This window comes from Streptomyces sp. NBC_00984, from assembly GCF_045162475.1.
Classification (GTDB): Bacteria; Actinomycetota; Actinomycetes; order Streptomycetales; family Streptomycetaceae; genus Streptomyces.
In genome coordinates, this window is the sequence record NZ_CP108734.1 from 315,180 (window position 1) to 329,554 (window position 14,375).

General features: G+C 70.0%; 14 protein-coding genes and 3 pseudogenes. 9 read left to right on the forward strand and 8 right to left on the reverse strand.

What is annotated here, in order from left to right; genetic code table 11:
- Window positions 1–33: 33 nt before the first annotated feature.
- From OG520_RS01475 to OG520_RS01485, 3 genes and pseudogenes are all read right to left on the reverse strand, one after another.
- Window positions 34–237 (reverse strand): hypothetical protein, encoded by a 204-nt coding sequence (locus tag OG520_RS01475; protein ID WP_406011863.1) that lies wholly within the window; start codon window positions 235–237, stop codon window positions 34–36.
- 532 nt (window positions 238–769) lie between these two features.
- Window positions 770–2,986, reverse strand: coding sequence for a WD40 repeat domain-containing protein (locus OG520_RS01480; protein WP_406011864.1), 2,217 nt, complete (start codon window positions 2,984–2,986; stop codon window positions 770–772).
- A 466-nt stretch (window positions 2,987–3,452) separates the two neighbouring features.
- Window positions 3,453–3,617 (reverse strand): annotated as a pseudogene (locus tag OG520_RS01485) (kinase); the annotation flags it as partial.
- Window positions 3,618–3,903: 286 nt separating this feature from the next.
- Between OG520_RS01485 and OG520_RS01490 the strand changes: the two are divergent.
- From OG520_RS01490 to OG520_RS01510, 5 genes and pseudogenes are all read left to right on the forward strand, one after another.
- On the forward strand, window positions 3,904–4,206 hold the full coding sequence (locus OG520_RS01490) for an ArsR/SmtB family transcription factor (RefSeq protein WP_406011865.1): 303 nt from the start codon (window positions 3,904–3,906) through the stop codon (window positions 4,204–4,206).
- The gene (locus OG520_RS01495; protein ID WP_406011866.1) at window positions 4,203–4,595 is read left to right on the forward strand and encodes a VOC family protein; all 393 of its coding nucleotides are present in this window, start codon (window positions 4,203–4,205) and stop codon (window positions 4,593–4,595) included. The genes OG520_RS01490 and OG520_RS01495 overlap by 4 nt, the downstream gene beginning before the upstream one ends.
- 37 nt (window positions 4,596–4,632) lie before the next feature.
- Window positions 4,633–5,044 (forward strand): annotated as a pseudogene (locus OG520_RS01500) (transposase); the annotation flags it as partial.
- Between the two features lie 200 nt (window positions 5,045–5,244).
- Window positions 5,245–5,688 (forward strand): hypothetical protein, encoded by a 444-nt coding sequence (locus tag OG520_RS01505; protein WP_406016394.1) that lies wholly within the window; start codon window positions 5,245–5,247, stop codon window positions 5,686–5,688.
- A gap of 64 nt (window positions 5,689–5,752) precedes the next feature.
- Window positions 5,753–6,040 (forward strand): hypothetical protein, encoded by a 288-nt coding sequence (locus OG520_RS01510; protein ID WP_406011867.1) that lies wholly within the window; start codon window positions 5,753–5,755, stop codon window positions 6,038–6,040.
- Window positions 6,041–6,134: 94 nt separating this feature from the next.
- On the opposite strand, the gene OG520_RS01515 is transcribed toward OG520_RS01510, so the two are convergent.
- On the reverse strand, window positions 6,135–6,869 hold the full coding sequence (locus OG520_RS01515) for a GNAT family N-acetyltransferase (RefSeq protein ID WP_406011868.1): 735 nt from the start codon (window positions 6,867–6,869) through the stop codon (window positions 6,135–6,137).
- A gap of 286 nt (window positions 6,870–7,155) precedes the next feature.
- On the reverse strand, window positions 7,156–7,866 hold the full coding sequence (locus OG520_RS01520; protein WP_406011869.1) for a lysophospholipid acyltransferase family protein: 711 nt from the start codon (window positions 7,864–7,866) through the stop codon (window positions 7,156–7,158).
- A gap of 20 nt (window positions 7,867–7,886) precedes the next feature.
- On the opposite strand from OG520_RS01520, the gene OG520_RS01525 reads away from it, so the two are divergent.
- The 3 genes from OG520_RS01525 (at window position 7,887) to OG520_RS01535 (ending at window position 12,181) form a co-directional block, all read left to right on the forward strand.
- Window positions 7,887–9,467 (forward strand): alpha/beta hydrolase, encoded by a 1,581-nt coding sequence (locus tag OG520_RS01525; protein WP_406011870.1) that lies wholly within the window; start codon window positions 7,887–7,889, stop codon window positions 9,465–9,467.
- A gap of 463 nt (window positions 9,468–9,930) precedes the next feature.
- Complete coding sequence (locus OG520_RS01530) at window positions 9,931–11,136, forward strand: NAD(P)/FAD-dependent oxidoreductase (RefSeq protein WP_406011871.1); 1,206 nt, start codon at window positions 9,931–9,933, stop codon at window positions 11,134–11,136.
- 148 nt (window positions 11,137–11,284) lie between these two features.
- Complete coding sequence (locus OG520_RS01535) at window positions 11,285–12,181, forward strand: RNA polymerase sigma-70 factor (protein ID WP_399330780.1); 897 nt, start codon at window positions 11,285–11,287, stop codon at window positions 12,179–12,181.
- Window positions 12,182–12,318: 137 nt separating this feature from the next.
- Here OG520_RS01535 and OG520_RS01540 read toward each other — a convergent pair whose 3' ends face one another.
- Window positions 12,319–12,555: a hypothetical protein gene (locus tag OG520_RS01540; RefSeq protein WP_406011872.1), complete on the reverse strand. Its 237-nt coding sequence runs from the start codon at window positions 12,553–12,555 to the stop codon at window positions 12,319–12,321.
- A complete protein-coding gene (locus OG520_RS01545; RefSeq protein WP_406011873.1) occupies window positions 12,552–12,956 on the reverse strand; it encodes a DUF6221 family protein in 405 nt (134 codons plus the stop codon). Before OG520_RS01545 ends, OG520_RS01540 begins: the two co-directional genes overlap by 4 nt.
- A gap of 84 nt (window positions 12,957–13,040) precedes the next feature.
- On the opposite strand from OG520_RS01545, the pseudogene OG520_RS01550 reads away from it, so the two are divergent.
- Window positions 13,041–13,562: pseudogene (locus tag OG520_RS01550) on the forward strand (DUF6596 domain-containing protein); the annotation flags it as partial.
- A gap of 211 nt (window positions 13,563–13,773) precedes the next feature.
- On the opposite strand, the gene OG520_RS01555 reads toward OG520_RS01550, so the two are convergent.
- The gene (locus OG520_RS01555; RefSeq protein WP_406016395.1) at window positions 13,774–14,304 is read right to left on the reverse strand and encodes a DoxX family protein; all 531 of its coding nucleotides are present in this window, start codon (window positions 14,302–14,304) and stop codon (window positions 13,774–13,776) included.
- Between the last annotated feature and the right edge of the window lie 71 nt (window positions 14,305–14,375).

Consider the following 14,375-nt stretch of genomic DNA (forward strand, 5'->3'; position numbering starts at 1 on the left):
CGACGCGCATCGGTCCAACTGGCCGGCTGTCACTCAGACATCGGTGAGAGACGCTCGCCGCGCGTCGCATGGCGGGACCAGGGCACCGGCGGCTTCGGTGCCGGGCAGGTGGGGCGGGGCGACTTCGGGCATCAGCTCCCCGAGCCGGCGGGTGTGGGCGGCGAGGCCGTCGACGATGCGGTGGGGAGCGGCCGGTGCCCTTCGTCCCAGTGATTGGACCAGCTGTACAGTCCGCACGCGGAAACCGGCGAACCCCACACAAGGGGGCGTCCGGTCCGGACACCGCACGATGAATCCCCGCCGCGTCGTGACATCCGGTGCGCCCACGCTCTTCACGTACATAGACCTCATCGGCGTACCGCAGGCCCGTGACGGCTGGTCCGTGTTCTGCCCGCCCGAGGCCATCGGCGGCGTCGGCCAGGGACAGGGCGCTGAGTACGCGACGGCCACGAGAATTGAGATCCGCCCAATCCAATTGGTGATCACGAGAGCAGACGAATCACTTGCTTATCCGGATGTCTCCGCATTTTCCCGTCCGCGAACCACACACGCCCTCCAGCCGACGACGAGGAAGTGATCACCTGCACGGCAGACGTCGGCGCGCTCCTGGCGGCGTCGGCTGCGACCGGACTTCCTCGCCACGAGTGTGCGCGCTGATGATCCTGGGTCGTCACCAGCAGCCGGCCGCCCGCAACCGGCCGCCCCTCACTGATCGTCACCAGGCCCACCACATACAAGAAGGACCGCCCCACTGATTCGGGTGGCCGGGTCACGTTGCCGTGACGGTCCGGGGCAGCAGGGCCAGTTCGTCGGCGAAGCCGACCAGCAGTGCGCCACCGTCGACGGGAGTCACGCTGTGCACCTGGTAGGGGAAGCGCAAGGCGCGGTGAACCCGGGTGTGGGTATGCAGGTCCCAGGCGCGCACGGTGGCGTCGTCGCCGCCGGTGACGGCGATGGTCCGGTCGTCGAGCGTGGTGAGGGCCAAGTCGGCGATCCGGCGGTGGTGGCCGTACAGCGGCTCGCCGCGCTCCCGGCCCGTCGTGAGGTCCCAGACCCTCGGGTGGGGGTCGTACCCGGCGGTGGTGACAGCGACGGGCGTACCGTCCACGAGGGCCGTCGCGACACGCTCCACCGCGCGGGAATGGCCGTGCAGCGGCCGACCTAGCGAGGCGCGGTCGGTCAGGCGCCAGATCCGGACGGTGCGGTCGGCGTGACCGGTGACGAGGGTGGTGTCGCCGTCGACCGAGATGGCACCGACCGCTCGTACACCCTGGTCGTCACCGGTGGCCAGGGGCGGTCCGATCTCCTGCCGTCCGGCCAGGTCCCAGATCCGGACCGTTCCAGTCCGGGTACCGACCAGGACGAGGGTCCGATCGTCGACGACGGCCGTCGCGAGGGCGGCCGGCTCCGTGTCCCGGCAGTCGAGCGGTGCCCCGAACGTCTCACGGGTCTCCAGGTCGGCGATCCGCACGAGCCCGTCCCGGCCCACGGTGAGCAGCAGGGTGCGCCCCTCCACGACTGCCGTGGCCATGCCCGCGGCCAGGACCGCGTCGGTGTGGCCGGGCAGGGGCTGGGTGGTGCGGGGACGCGCGAGGTCCCAGAGGTCGACCGTCCCGTCGTACCGGCCCGTGGCCACGAGCTGGCGGCAGCCCGAGGTCGCCGTGGTCAGAGCCGCGGTCTCCCGGCCCGGACCGTCGACGGCATCGCCGCCGTGGCGGTGTCCGGTGAGATGCCAGGTGCGCAACAGGCCGTCGGAGGCGCGGGCGACCACGACCGGCCCCGTGTCCGAAGCAGTGACCCCCACCTCGCGCACCGGCTGGTCGTGGCCGGTGAATGCGTCGGCAAGCTGCGCGCCGGTGAGCAGGTCCCATACCCGGACGGTGTCGTCCCAGCCGCCGGTGACGGCGAGAGTACGGCCGTCCACGCGGGCGGTGGTGACCGCGCTGACACGGTGGCCGTGGCCGGTGAGCGGGGCGCCGAGTTGCTCGCCGGTGGCCAGGTCCCAGACGCGGGCCGTGTGGTCCTCGCTCGCGGTGACGGCCAGGGCCCGGCCGCCCGCGTGGGTGGTGGCCACGGCCAGGACTGGTGCGGTGTGACCTGTCAGCGGCCGACCGACGGGGCGGCCACTGAGCAGGTCCCGGACCAGGACGTGATGGTCGTGCTCCCCCGCGGTGACGGCGACCGGGCGGCCCGCCACCCTCGCCGTCGCGACGGCGGTCACCCAGCCCTGATGTCCTCCGACGGGCTCGGCGACTTCCCGGCCGGTGGCCGGATCCCAGACCCGGACCAGCCCGTCCCAGCCACCGCCGACCAGGAGCGCCCGGCCGTCCATCTGCACGGCCGCCACCGTGGCGAGGCGGCCATGGGCCACGGAGAGCGGCTCGCCCACCGGCTCGCCGGTGCTCAGGTCCCAGGCCCGTACGGTGTCGTCGGGCCCCTGCCGGTCGGTGTTCCAGTGCGGGTCGCGTGCCTCGTGGCCGGTGAGGAGGAGTATCCGTCCGCCCGCCTCGACCGACCCCACCAACCGGGCGTCCTGCGGGGCCTTGAAAAGGTCCGTCGAGGTGCCGTCGAGCACGTCCAGGGATTTCACCTCGCCGAACGGACCGGCGTCCACGGCAACCATGCGCCCGTTCCGCTCGGCGAGCACCGCGTGCACGCCGTCGCAGCGCATCACCCGCACGGTCCGCTCGTCGGCCCGCCGTCCCGTGGCCCAGCCCACCCGCCAAGGCGCGGTCGGCTCCCCGGACGGTGCGGCCGCGGCGAACCGTTCCGCCAGGCCGGGCCATCCGAACCGGGCCGCCTCCAGGGACAACAGCTGGGCCCGGCCCACGCCGTCGGCCCCGCTGAGCCGCAGGGAAACCGAGCGGTACACGGCCGCGGTGCGCCGCTCGGCCTCGTCGGCCGGTGGCGGTGCCGTACGCAGTACCTCGCCCGGATCTGCGTGGACCAGGAAGACCGTGTCGGTCCACATCAAACCGCTGTCCATCCGTCCCCTCGGATCCGCAGGTGGCCCCGCGCTCGGGGACGGGGCCGCGAACGGTCCCGGCGTCCACCGCGAGCATGGTATCGGCCGGTGCGCGTGCCGACGCGGACGATTCCGTCGGTGCAGGCGGGATCGGTGCCGGGCCGTCCAGCCTGTGCCACCACAGGACCACACTGGTGCCCGGACTGATCTTGAAAAGGCCGCGCCCGTACTGGGTGCTGACGAGCCATCCGAGCAGGCCGCAGATCACCGGGGCCGAAACGGCGATGTGGTTCGGCAGGCACCGCACGAGCCGTCCGTCGTTGCCATCCGCCCCCCGCGTACACGCCACCATGGCTGTCACAAACGGGGGTCCGGGGCTCGGCAATGGGCTTCGCCTACCCGGCCGGCACAACAGTGCAGCCGTAGGCGCGGCGCATATACGGATATACGGGCCTCCGGAATGTCAGCGGTCCGGCTCGGGAGGCGGGCCAGGCCGGTCGCGTTCCCGCACGACGACCCGGCGCAGGTCGTCCTGGCCGATCAGCGCCGGCCGTCGACCGATCCGCTCGCGGAGGCCGGCCGCGACGGACGACATTCCCGAGGCGCTGTCGCCTCGCAGCACGACCAATTGCGTCTCTTCGGTGCCCACCATCAGCTGCGGCAAGGGGTGTGCTGTCGAACTTCCCGAGCGGCCGATCTCACGGCCGAGGGTAGTTCGAGTGCCGCAAGCTTCCAGAGCGAGCCAGCGGCCGGCGGGGGCGCGTGCTCGCGGCCGCGGTCCGCTGGCGGATGCCCCCGATCGTTGTCTTCGCACGGATCGGGCTTGGCGTTGCGGACGATCACCACACGGCTGGGTTCAGCACTCATGCGGCACATCCAGGCAATCGCGGCGCACCTCGACTTGATAGGCAAGTGAACGGTTGCCTATCCTGTTCTTCGTGGCCGACGACCTTTTCAAAGCCTTGGCCGACCCCACCCGCCGCACCATCCTCGACGAGCTCACGGAGAGGTCCGGACAGACACTGTTCGAGATCTGCGCGCGACTGAGCATGAAGCATCAGCTCGGCATCTCGCGCCAGGCTGTCTCCCAGCACCTCGCCGTACTGGAGGCCGCGGGACTCGTCGAGACCAGGCGGGAGGGCCGCTACAAGTTCCACGACCTGAACACAGCCCCACTGCGGCAGATCGCCGAACGATGGCTCATGCCCGACACATCCGGACCAACGGGGAGCACCCCATGAAGATCGATCTGACCAGCATCTTCGTCGACGACCAGGCCAAGGCCCTGCGCTTCTACACCGAGATCCTCGGCTTCGTGAAGAAGCACGATGTCCCGGTGGGTGAGAAAGACCGGTGGCTGACCGTCGTCTCGCCCGACGAGCCCGGCGGCACCGAACTCCTCCTGGAGCCCGCCGGCCACCCGGTCGTCAAGCCCTACCGCGACGCGCTCGTCAAGGACGGCATCCCACTCGCCCAGTTCGCCGTCGACGACGTGGAGACGGAGTACGAGCGCCTGCGCGACCTCGGCGTCCGCTTCACCCAGGAGCCCCTGGAGATGGGCCCCGTCACCACCGCAGTCTTCGACGACACCTGCGGCAACCTGATCCAGATCGCGACACAGCCGAAGTAGCGCGTGTCTCTTTGACAGACAGGTCAGTTGACCGGATGTGCCTGTCCGGTTGGTGATCACTGGTGCGATGTGGGACCGGATCGAACCGCCAATGCCGTCGGCCGATCCGGTCCGTGGACGACGGTGGGCTGACCATCGCCGGACTCTTGAGCCGATCGCGTGGACGTACCGCGCCCGCTCCCTCTGGCGGGATCTGCCGAGCGAGCTGGGATCGTTCCAGACCGCGCGCAAACACTTGGTCTGCCGGGCTCACCAGCGTGCTGCCGGAGCCAGAAAAAGGGGCGCCCGGCCGGCCCGAACCCGAAAATCACGCGCTCGGACGCTCACCTGGAAGCTTGAGCATGAAGGTCCATCTGACTGGCGACAGTCCGGCGCACCTCTTGGCCCTCCATGTCACCGCAGGCCGGGCAGGTGACGCGTCAGCATCCGAGGCGGCCATGGCCAGGATCGACTCAAACAGCGGCGCGGTCTGGCCATGCGAACCGATAAGCTCGCCATCTCCGGCCAAGCCGCACTCCACTTCGCCGCCCCACTCATCTGGGCTCGGCGACAGCGCCGATTTGTCGCCAGCCGGCCATGCCATGCCATGCCATGCCAGCATGAGGCTGTGCCTGCTCCGCATCCTCATGGCGACTACGTGATCACCACGATGTACTCCGTACCCGATGACGCCTGGTACCTGGAACTGGACCTCGTTGCCGAACAACGCACCCTTGTGACCGCGATCGTCCCCGACGAGGACCCGGCACGGGAGCCGACGGTGTGTTTCACCCCCGACGGACGGCACCTGGACGTCCCGTACGAGGTCATGCGTTGGTTCATGGACCAGGTCGAGGAGGAGATTCGAACGTCCCGCTCCTGGATGCGGCTGCGGCCTGAGCTCGTCGAGGTCATTTACCAGTTGCGTCAGGAGCACTTGGGTGGCATCGATGATGACGACTTTCCTCATGTTCTGGCGAAGGTGCGTGTCTCAGTCCCCTCGGGAGACCTCCCCGCCGTTCTTGCAGCCGCCGTCGGGCGGAAGCCTGACGGAACCACCGTGGACCACCAACAAGGGGTCCCGCTCACCGACGACCGAGGAGACAAGCCGTAGCGGGACGCGGGTGCGCCAGTTCGTGGCTGAGGGCCGGGACAGGACCTGGAGCAGCACACTGACTGTGCTGATTCAGGGCGCGGGCAGCGGCGACGTATGCGGCAGGACCGTCCAGCAGCGCCAGGCACACGACGTCGGCGTCTTCGTTCGCCCCGAGTACCGCGGAAGCGGTGTGATCGACGCACTCTTCGAGACGGCCGTCGGGTGGGCATGGTCGGTGGTGGAAGTGGCGCGGGTGCGCTTGTACTTCCACGAGCCGCTGCTGAGGCGGCCGCCGCGGATGCGTTCCATGACCGGAATGAGCTGCGGGGCGTCGCCCAGCGTAGTCGGCAAGCGCACGCTACTCACCTGAGCTGTTGCCGCGCTGCTGGAAAGCGTTGGGCTCGCTGCTCTCATACGACATGGCATTCGCGGAGGAGGCGTACAGAGGTCCTTCCTTACCGGCTTCAATCGACGAGGGAATCGCCGAGCCGAACGCTTAGCTGGGCACCCAGCTCCCGGAACCCCAGCGCCACAGCCACACGTCGCGATGAATAGGGCCGTGCTCTCCACTGCGGCAGCAACGCGGCGTCAAGGGCATGTGCCACTGCAGCGGACGCCACGGCCCGCGCCAGGCGTCGGCCTCGACAGTCCGGGGCAACCAGCACACTCAGTTGGGCCACCGACCGCGGCCAGGACCGGTACCCGGCCGCGGCCACCACTTCGTCACCCCGCCGAATACAGAAGGCAGGAGAGGATATGTCCTCCAGACCACTCTCACCGGCCTCCTCCTCCCCGGCCAGGGCCAGCAGCGCGGCCAGGCTGCCGTCACCGACCGGCAACTGCTCGACCCCGGCGCCTTCATACGCAGGAAGAAAGCCCTCCCGGTCCAGATAGAAGAGCGAAGCCGGTCCGAGGACATCGAGCACAGGTAGCACCGCTCGCAGACAGGCAATGTCGAAAAGCTCTTCCTGGGACATCGTCCGCACTGCGTCGGCCACCATCCCTGCGGCCCGCACGCTCGGAGCAGTGACGATGGCTGCGCCACCGATCCGCACGACCGCGGTCCACGACGGCGGACACAACCGAGATCCGGGCGCGACCACAACTTGCGCCCCTCCCGACGGACAGAACTCGACCGGTGTGCCCGCCAGCTCCACCCACAACTCCCTGGCACGAAAGAGCAAGAGATCGTCAGCCATGAGCCGCATCCTTTCGGCTCCGCGCCCGGAGCGCGACAGGATTCCGTGGAATCCTGTTCCGAGGCAGCGAGGGCGACCACGGTCTGGTAGTGGCGGGATCGCTTGTCGTAGCGAGAACGGGGCCTGTGCCGGTGCGCGGCTACTACTCCGGCCTCGCCCGGGGCAGAGCTCGCCTCCCGCTACGACCAGCACGCCGACAACGTGTGGCGGAGCGGCGACGGCGGGCTGGACCGGTCGCGCACAGGCTCCGGGTCGACGACAGGGACCTGATAGCGACCACCAGGAACTATGCGGTGAGCGCGGCGGGCTCGCGCAGGTGGGCAGCCGCCGTCCGCCACGCGTTGGTCACCGCGGTACGGGCCTGCGCCGTCCGAACGGCGCGGTCGCCGGTCAGCTCCAGTGGCGTGCCCACGTGCACGTGGAGGTCCGGTCGGCGCAGAGGCGCTGTGACCAGGCCGACGAGCTGCTTGGCGGTGCTGCCCGAGGTAATCCGACGGGCGCCGGCCTGGCCCACGGGTATGACGGGGGCGCCGGTGCGCTCGGAGAGCCGGGCCAGACCGCTGCGGAAGGTGCCGGGTGCCGCTTCCGCAGCGTCCCTGCGGCGGGGCAGGCCCCCCTCGGCGTAGATGAGGACCAGTCGTCCCTGTTCGAGCGCTTCTGCCGCGATGTCCAGCGCGGCCGCGGCGCGCCGATCTCCGCGGACGACGGGGATGTGTCCTTCGCGGGCGAGCGCGCGACCGAGGAGCGGTACGCGCCACAGCCCTGCGGCCGCCATGATGACCGGACGGGCGCCGAAGCGGTGCAGTGCGGCAACCACGATCGCGGGATCGGCCAACGACGTGTGGTTTTGAAAGGCTGGCCCGCATGACGAGAACAGCCGGGGCAGCGGGCGGCTGAGGACGCGCTCCGTGTTCCCTGACCCCCTTGTGCGGCCCCGGACAGGTCGGACCGAGCCGCCACGCTCTGCTCGCCACCACCTTCTGTCCCGCTGCCTCACGCACCACTCAAGGAGACCGTGTGACCACCATCAGCGCAGCCGTGCGCCGCGCCTCGGCCGTGGGCCTCGCCCTCACCGCCTGCTTCACCGCGCTGCCCGGCGCGACGGCGACAGCAGCGGGCCGCGACGGCGCTGCGGTGACGGCCGGGACGGGCCTCGACCGCTTTTACCACCAGCGCCTCGACTGGCACAGTTGCGTCCTGGGCCCGGACGATGCCACGGGTCGTGATCTGGAGAAGGCCGGTGCACGCTGCGCCGACGTGACCGTCCCGCTCGACTACGCCGATCCCCGGGGCCGTACCCTCAAGGTCGCGATTTCGCGGCTCGCTGCCACCGAAACCCGTCACCGGGTCGGCTCGCTGTTGTTCAACCCCGGAGGGCCGGGCGGGCCCGCCCTCGGCTACGCCCCGCTCGTTCGCCAGATGATGAAGGAGACCGGTGCGCGCTACGACGTCATCGGCTTCGACCCGCGTTTCGTCGGCCGCAGCGCCCCGCTCGACTGCGACTGGCCCGTCGGTTCCTCCGTGTTCTCGGCCGGTCAAGGCCGGGCGGGCTTCGAGCGCCAGGTCGCCCTGCAGAAGGGCCTGGCCGACAAGTGCCGGGCCACCAGCGCGTCCGTGCTGCCGTACGTCACCACCCGCAACACGGCCCGCGACATGGACGTCATCCGGGGCACGCTCGGCGAGCGCAAGGTCTCCTATCTGGGCTGGTCCTACGGCACCTACCTGGGCACGGTCTACACCCAGATGTTCCCCCGTCGCTACGACCGGGTGGTCCTCGACGGGGCACTGGATCCGCGCCGCTACAACCCGCGGCTGATGCGCGGCGTGGAGCGCGAGAACGATCAGGCCCTCGCCGACTGGGCCACCTGGGCGGCGCAGCGACACGGCGTCTACGGTCTCGGTCGCACGCGCGGACAGGTGCTCGCCACGATCGACCGCGTCGTCGCGGCCTCCGCGCGCCACCCTCTGACCATCGGCACCGGCGCGGATACGTTCCGGCTCGACGACACCCAGGTGCCCTTCGTGGTCTTCTCCGGGACCGCTGACGACACCGATGAGGCACGGGCTGCGGCCGGGGATCAGATGTCCGTGCTCGCAAGGGCTGCAGCAGGTCAACCCACCCAGCTTTCGCCGCAGTTCGCCGCGATGCTGCGGGGCGCGCTCACCGACCAGGGATCACGCAACGGCAGTGTGCAGTCCGCGATCCTCTGCGGCGATGTCTCCGTGCCTCGCAACCCCGAAAAATATTGGCGGGACATCGGACGCAGCCGGGCCACGCACGCGCTGTTCGGCCCTCTCACCAACAACATAGGGCCGTGCGCCTTCTGGGACCGGCCCCGCGAGAGGCCCACCCAGGTGCGTCACGACACCCCTGCGCTGATCGTGGCCGCCACCGGCGACCCGCGCACCCCGTACACGGGCAGCGTGGCACTGCACAACCTGCTGCCGAGCTCCAAGCTGCTCACTCTCAAGGGTGCCAACCGGCACGCGATCTACGGCCAGTACGGCAACGCCTGCGTGGACAACGAGGTCAACCGGTACCTGGCCACAGGAAAGCTGTCCGCACGGGACCGGACCTGCCTCAAGCAGAGCCGCTGACCGGCCATCGCCGCTCCGTCCCGGTCCCCGAGCGCACGCCGGTGGGCCGGGGCTTCAACGGGGCGGCGACCTCGTACTGCACTCCGGCTACGGTGCAGTCCGTGTCGAATACCTCCAGGACGGTTCGTGTCCCAGCGCCGCGACGACGGTCCACCGCTTCGTCCGCGAGGCGATAGAGGTCCAGGCGCACGCCACCGCGTGGAGGGTGATCCTGACGCTGCGGTCCGGGTACCGGCCGAGCGGCGCCGCCGGGCCCTCGCTTCTGTTATGGCCGACCTCTGGTCGTCGCCGGCTTCGCGACGGTGACACCGGCCGAGCAGATGAGGGCGCCGGTGACGCCCCGGCGGTCGGGCCGGAATCCATCGAGACTGCCACACCCGTGAAGTGATCTGCCTCACATGCCGTCACAGGGGTCGATCAGGTGGTGTCTTGAGGCCGAACACCTGGAACCGGAGGAGACACCATGACTGAGTACACCGATGTGGTCGTGATCGGCGGCGGATACGCCGGCGTCATGGCGGCCAATCGTCTGACGCAGCGCGGCGACGTGACCGTGACGCTGATCAACCCCCGCCCGTCCTTTGTCCATCGGGTCCGCCTGCACCAACTGGTGGGAGGGTCCGACGACGCGGTCGTCGACTACCGAGAGGTCCTGGGCGAGCGTGTCCGTCTGATGGTCGACACCGTGACCCGGATCGGCGCGGCCGAAGGCAACGTGACGTTGGCGAGTGGCGGCACGGTCGGCTACGACTATCTGGTTTACGCGGTGGGCAGTGGCAGCGCCGAACCGCGCGTGCCCGGGGCGGACGAGTTCGCCTACCCGATCGCCACCCTGGAGGACGCGAGGCTGCTGCGGCCGGTACTCGACGCCGCGCCCGCGACGGCCGCGGTGACAGTGGTCGGAGCCGGTCCGACCGGCATCGAGACCGCTGCCGAGCTGGCGGAGGCGGGCCGCACCGTGACCCTGCTCTGCGGAGGGATGCTCGGCCCGTACCTGCACCCGCGGGGTCGACGCTCGGTCGCCAGGCGGCTGACCAAACTCGGTGTGACCGTGCTCGACGGCCCCGACACGAAGGTGACGGCGGTGACCCGCGATGCTGTGCAGCTCAGCGGCGGCCGCAAGCTGCCGAGCGCGGTGACCATCTGGACCGCAGGGTTCGGCGTGCCGGACCTGGCCGTGCGCAGCGGGCTGAGCACCGACGCCCTGGGCCGCCTGCTCACGGACGAGACGTTGACCAGCGTGGACGATGTACGCATCGTCGCGGCCGGCGACTCGGCGGCGCCGTCGGACCTGCCGCTGCGGATGAGCTGCCAGGCCGCGATGCCTCTGGGCGCGCGGGCCGCCGACACAGTGCTCAGCCGGATCGCGGGTGAGCAGCCCACGCCCCTCAATCAGGCGTTCGCCGCCCAGTGCATCAGCCTGGGCCGACGCGACGGTATCTTCCAGTTCGCCCACAGCTACGACGTCGCGTTGTGGTTCCACATCGATGGTCGCCCTGGCGCGAAACTCAAGGAGCTCGTGTGCAAGGGCATCGTCAAGCACATGGCCGACGAGGCAGGCAAGCCCGGTTCGTACAGCTTGCACCGCGTCTCAGGAAGTGGCAGGAGCCGTCAGCTGCTGCAGGCCGGTCGCGGCGAGGCGCCCGCCACCGCTGAACGGACTGCCTAGCGTCGTGCGCCGGGTGACGTCCCGCTCTCGATCGCACAAACCAGGTGAGTCAGAATCCAACAGCACCGATAGGGAAGGACCTTGCTGTGGATGCACGCTTCAAGGCGGTCGGCAACCAGGGTCGGCCGCGAGGGAAGGAGGTCGGGATATGAGCGACCACGTCACCGACCCGGCTACCGAGACTTTCGTCGCCCACCACAACCTGCTCTTCACCGTCGCCTACGAGATGCTCGGATCGGCGGCCGACGCCGAGGACGTCCTCCAGGAAACCTGGCTGCGGTGGGTCAAGGTCGACCTGGCGCAGGTGCTCGACCACCGTGCGTACCTGGTACGGATCACGACCCGGCAGGCACTCAACCGGCTGCGCACCATGAAACGCCGCAAGGAGGCGTACGTCGGCCCCTGGTTGCCCGAGCCGCTGCTCACCGCGCCGGACGTGGCCCAGGACGCCGAGCTCGCCGAGAGTGTGTCGATGGCCATGATGCTCGTCCTCGAAACGCTGTCGCCGACCGAGCGCGCCGTCTTCGTGCTGCGCGAGGTGTTCGACGTCGGCTACGACGACATCGCGGCCGCCGTCGACAAGAGCCCTGCGGCCGTTCGCCAGATCGCGCGCCGCGCCCGCCTGCACGTAGAGGCCCGTCGTCCCCGCAAGGTGGTCTCCCCGCGTGAGACCCGGGCGGCCCTGGAGTCGTTCCAGCGCGTACTCGAGACCGGGGACCTGCAGGGCCTCCTTGACGTGCTCGCCCCCGATGTCGTCTTTGTGGGCGACGGCGGCGGCATCAAACAGGCCGCACTGCGGCCGACCATCGGCGCCAACAAGGTGGCCCGCTACATGGTCGGTGCTCTCGGCAAGAACAACCGCCCGATCACCGTCGCTCCCACCGTGGTCAACGGCAACCCGGCTCTCCTCGTACGCCTGGCCGGAGAGGTCGACGGCGTCATGACGGTTCATGTCGAGAACGACCGCATCACCGGCATCTACTACGTCCGCAACCCCGAGAAGCTGAACCGCGTCGACTCCGAGACCTCACTCACCGTGCGATGAACACAGACGGCGGAACAGCCACTCGGGCTGACGTGCTCGGGCTCACCCGGCTGCGTTGTTCTGGAGCGGCGCCGCCGTCATGGAGCGCGAGCGGGGACGCTGTCCATGGGTACGGGCCGGGCCGACACCGGATGCGGTCAGTGGCTGCGCAAGGCCTCGTCGAGTCTGTCGCGCAGTGCGCGTGCGGCCTCGGGCGACAGGATCGCCTCCATCTCGCCGTCGTCGTAAAGCGCAAGGCGGATGTGGTCGTGGTGGCCCGTGGTGGCGACATCGATGCTGATCGACGGATCGCCCTCGGCTCGGAAGCGAGCGGCCTCATCGAAGCCGTTCAGGGCCTGGATGTCGGGGCCGGGCACGCTGGACCAGATGCTCATGGCCGCCAGTCCTCGCGGTGGTCGGGGTGGTCGGCGTAGGGCAGGGTCAGGTGGCGGAAGACCTCAAGGAGGACCGTGCGTTCCACACCGGCCGTGAACGTGTTGACGGAGTCCGACAGCGCCGCACTCGTCTCCGGCTCCTCGTACCGCTTGAGCAGACCGCGCTTGGCCTCGACCTCACGCAGGGTGCGGGCCGGGTCATGGAGTGCGATGTCGGCGGCGTGCGGGTCGCCCGCGCCAGTCCTGAACGTGACCACCATGCCGGCATCGTCACTCACCACACCGTTCCCCGAGCCGTGGTCCAACCAGCGGAGCCCGTCGGCCTCTTGGCCCCCAGCGGTGCGTGCCACGGTTTCGTCCTCGTCGAGCCTGTCACGAAGGAACTGCACCAAGTCGTCCATGGGGCCATCATCTCGGGTCGGTGGAGGTGGGATCGGTGGATCGGGGGATCGGTGGATCGGGGGTGGATGCCGGTCCGTGTTGAACTGCTCCACCATGCCCGGCGCGCCGCCCGGACCGCGCCCGACGGCAGCCTGGTGCCGCTGGCCGAGCAGGACCGCGGCCGGTGGGACACGGAGTCGATCGCCGAAGGCGTCGAGATCCTGCAGGCGGCCTTCGCCCGCGACCGGCTGGGCGAGTTCCAGGCCCAGGCCGCCATCGCGGCACTCCACGCCGACGCGGGCACCGTCGAGGAGACCGACTGGGTGCAGATCGTCGAGTGGTACGACGAGCTCGCGCGCCTGACCGACAGCCCGGTCGTCCGGCTCAACCGCGCGGTGGCCGTCGGCGAGGCCGACGGACCGCGCGCCGGTCTGGCGGCGCTCGTGGCACTGGACGACTCACTGCCCCGCTACGCCGCGGTGTCGGCGTACCTCCACGAGCGCGACGGCGACCTGACGACGGCGGCACGGCTGTACGTCGAGGCGGCCCAGAAGGCGCCCAACCTCGCCGAGCGCGACCACCTGACGCGCCAGGCCGCCCGGCTCAACGCCCGCGGGCGTCACTGACGGGCGTGGCTGACAACTGTTGCTGACGGGGGTCGCCTCCCCTCCCCCGTCCTCTGTGGCCCCTTGCCGTACGGGGTGGACGGCGTCCGGGCGTTCGCCCGGAAGCACAGCGCGGACGGGGGAACCGTCCGCGGTGCCCTTTCAGCGACAGGATCAGACAGCGGCTTGATTTCGCCGCAGCCTGATCGGCGTCGGTCTCCTCCGCCCGCATTCATAGGCTCAGCACGATCGCGGCGCCGAGGCCGCCGACACCCAGGGCGAAGGCGGCCTCTGGCCAGCCGCCCTTCCCCCAGCGGAACGGTCTGTCGAGTGCGAACCGCCCGGGACCGATGGCCGCGACGGCCAGCGCCACGACCGCGATGCACACGTTGTACTCGACGCCGCCTTCTGTCTCCCACAGGCCATGTGCCGCGGTGACCGTCACCATGGCATTGATCATCACGCCGATCAGGGCGGCCGATGCCAGTGGGGTGAACAGTCCCAGAGCCAGGCCGAGGCCCCCGAGGAGCTCGGAGCCGCCACCGATGGCGGCATAGACCTCTCCGGGGTGGAAGCCGAGACCGGCGAAACCCTTGCCCGTTGCGGCGAGACCCTCACCGCCGAATATTGCGAAGAGTTTTTGGCATCCGTGTCCTGCCATGAGGAGGCCGATGGTGATCCTGACAAGGAGCAGGCCGCAGTCACCGGCGGAGACCGAAGTCCTTTCCGGTACGCGGGCCGCCGACTGGGGCGGGGCACGCAACTTCTCGTTGATGATGTATTTCACCGGAGGCTCCTTCTGCTCCGATGCCCCTGGGCGGTGTCGACTGACCA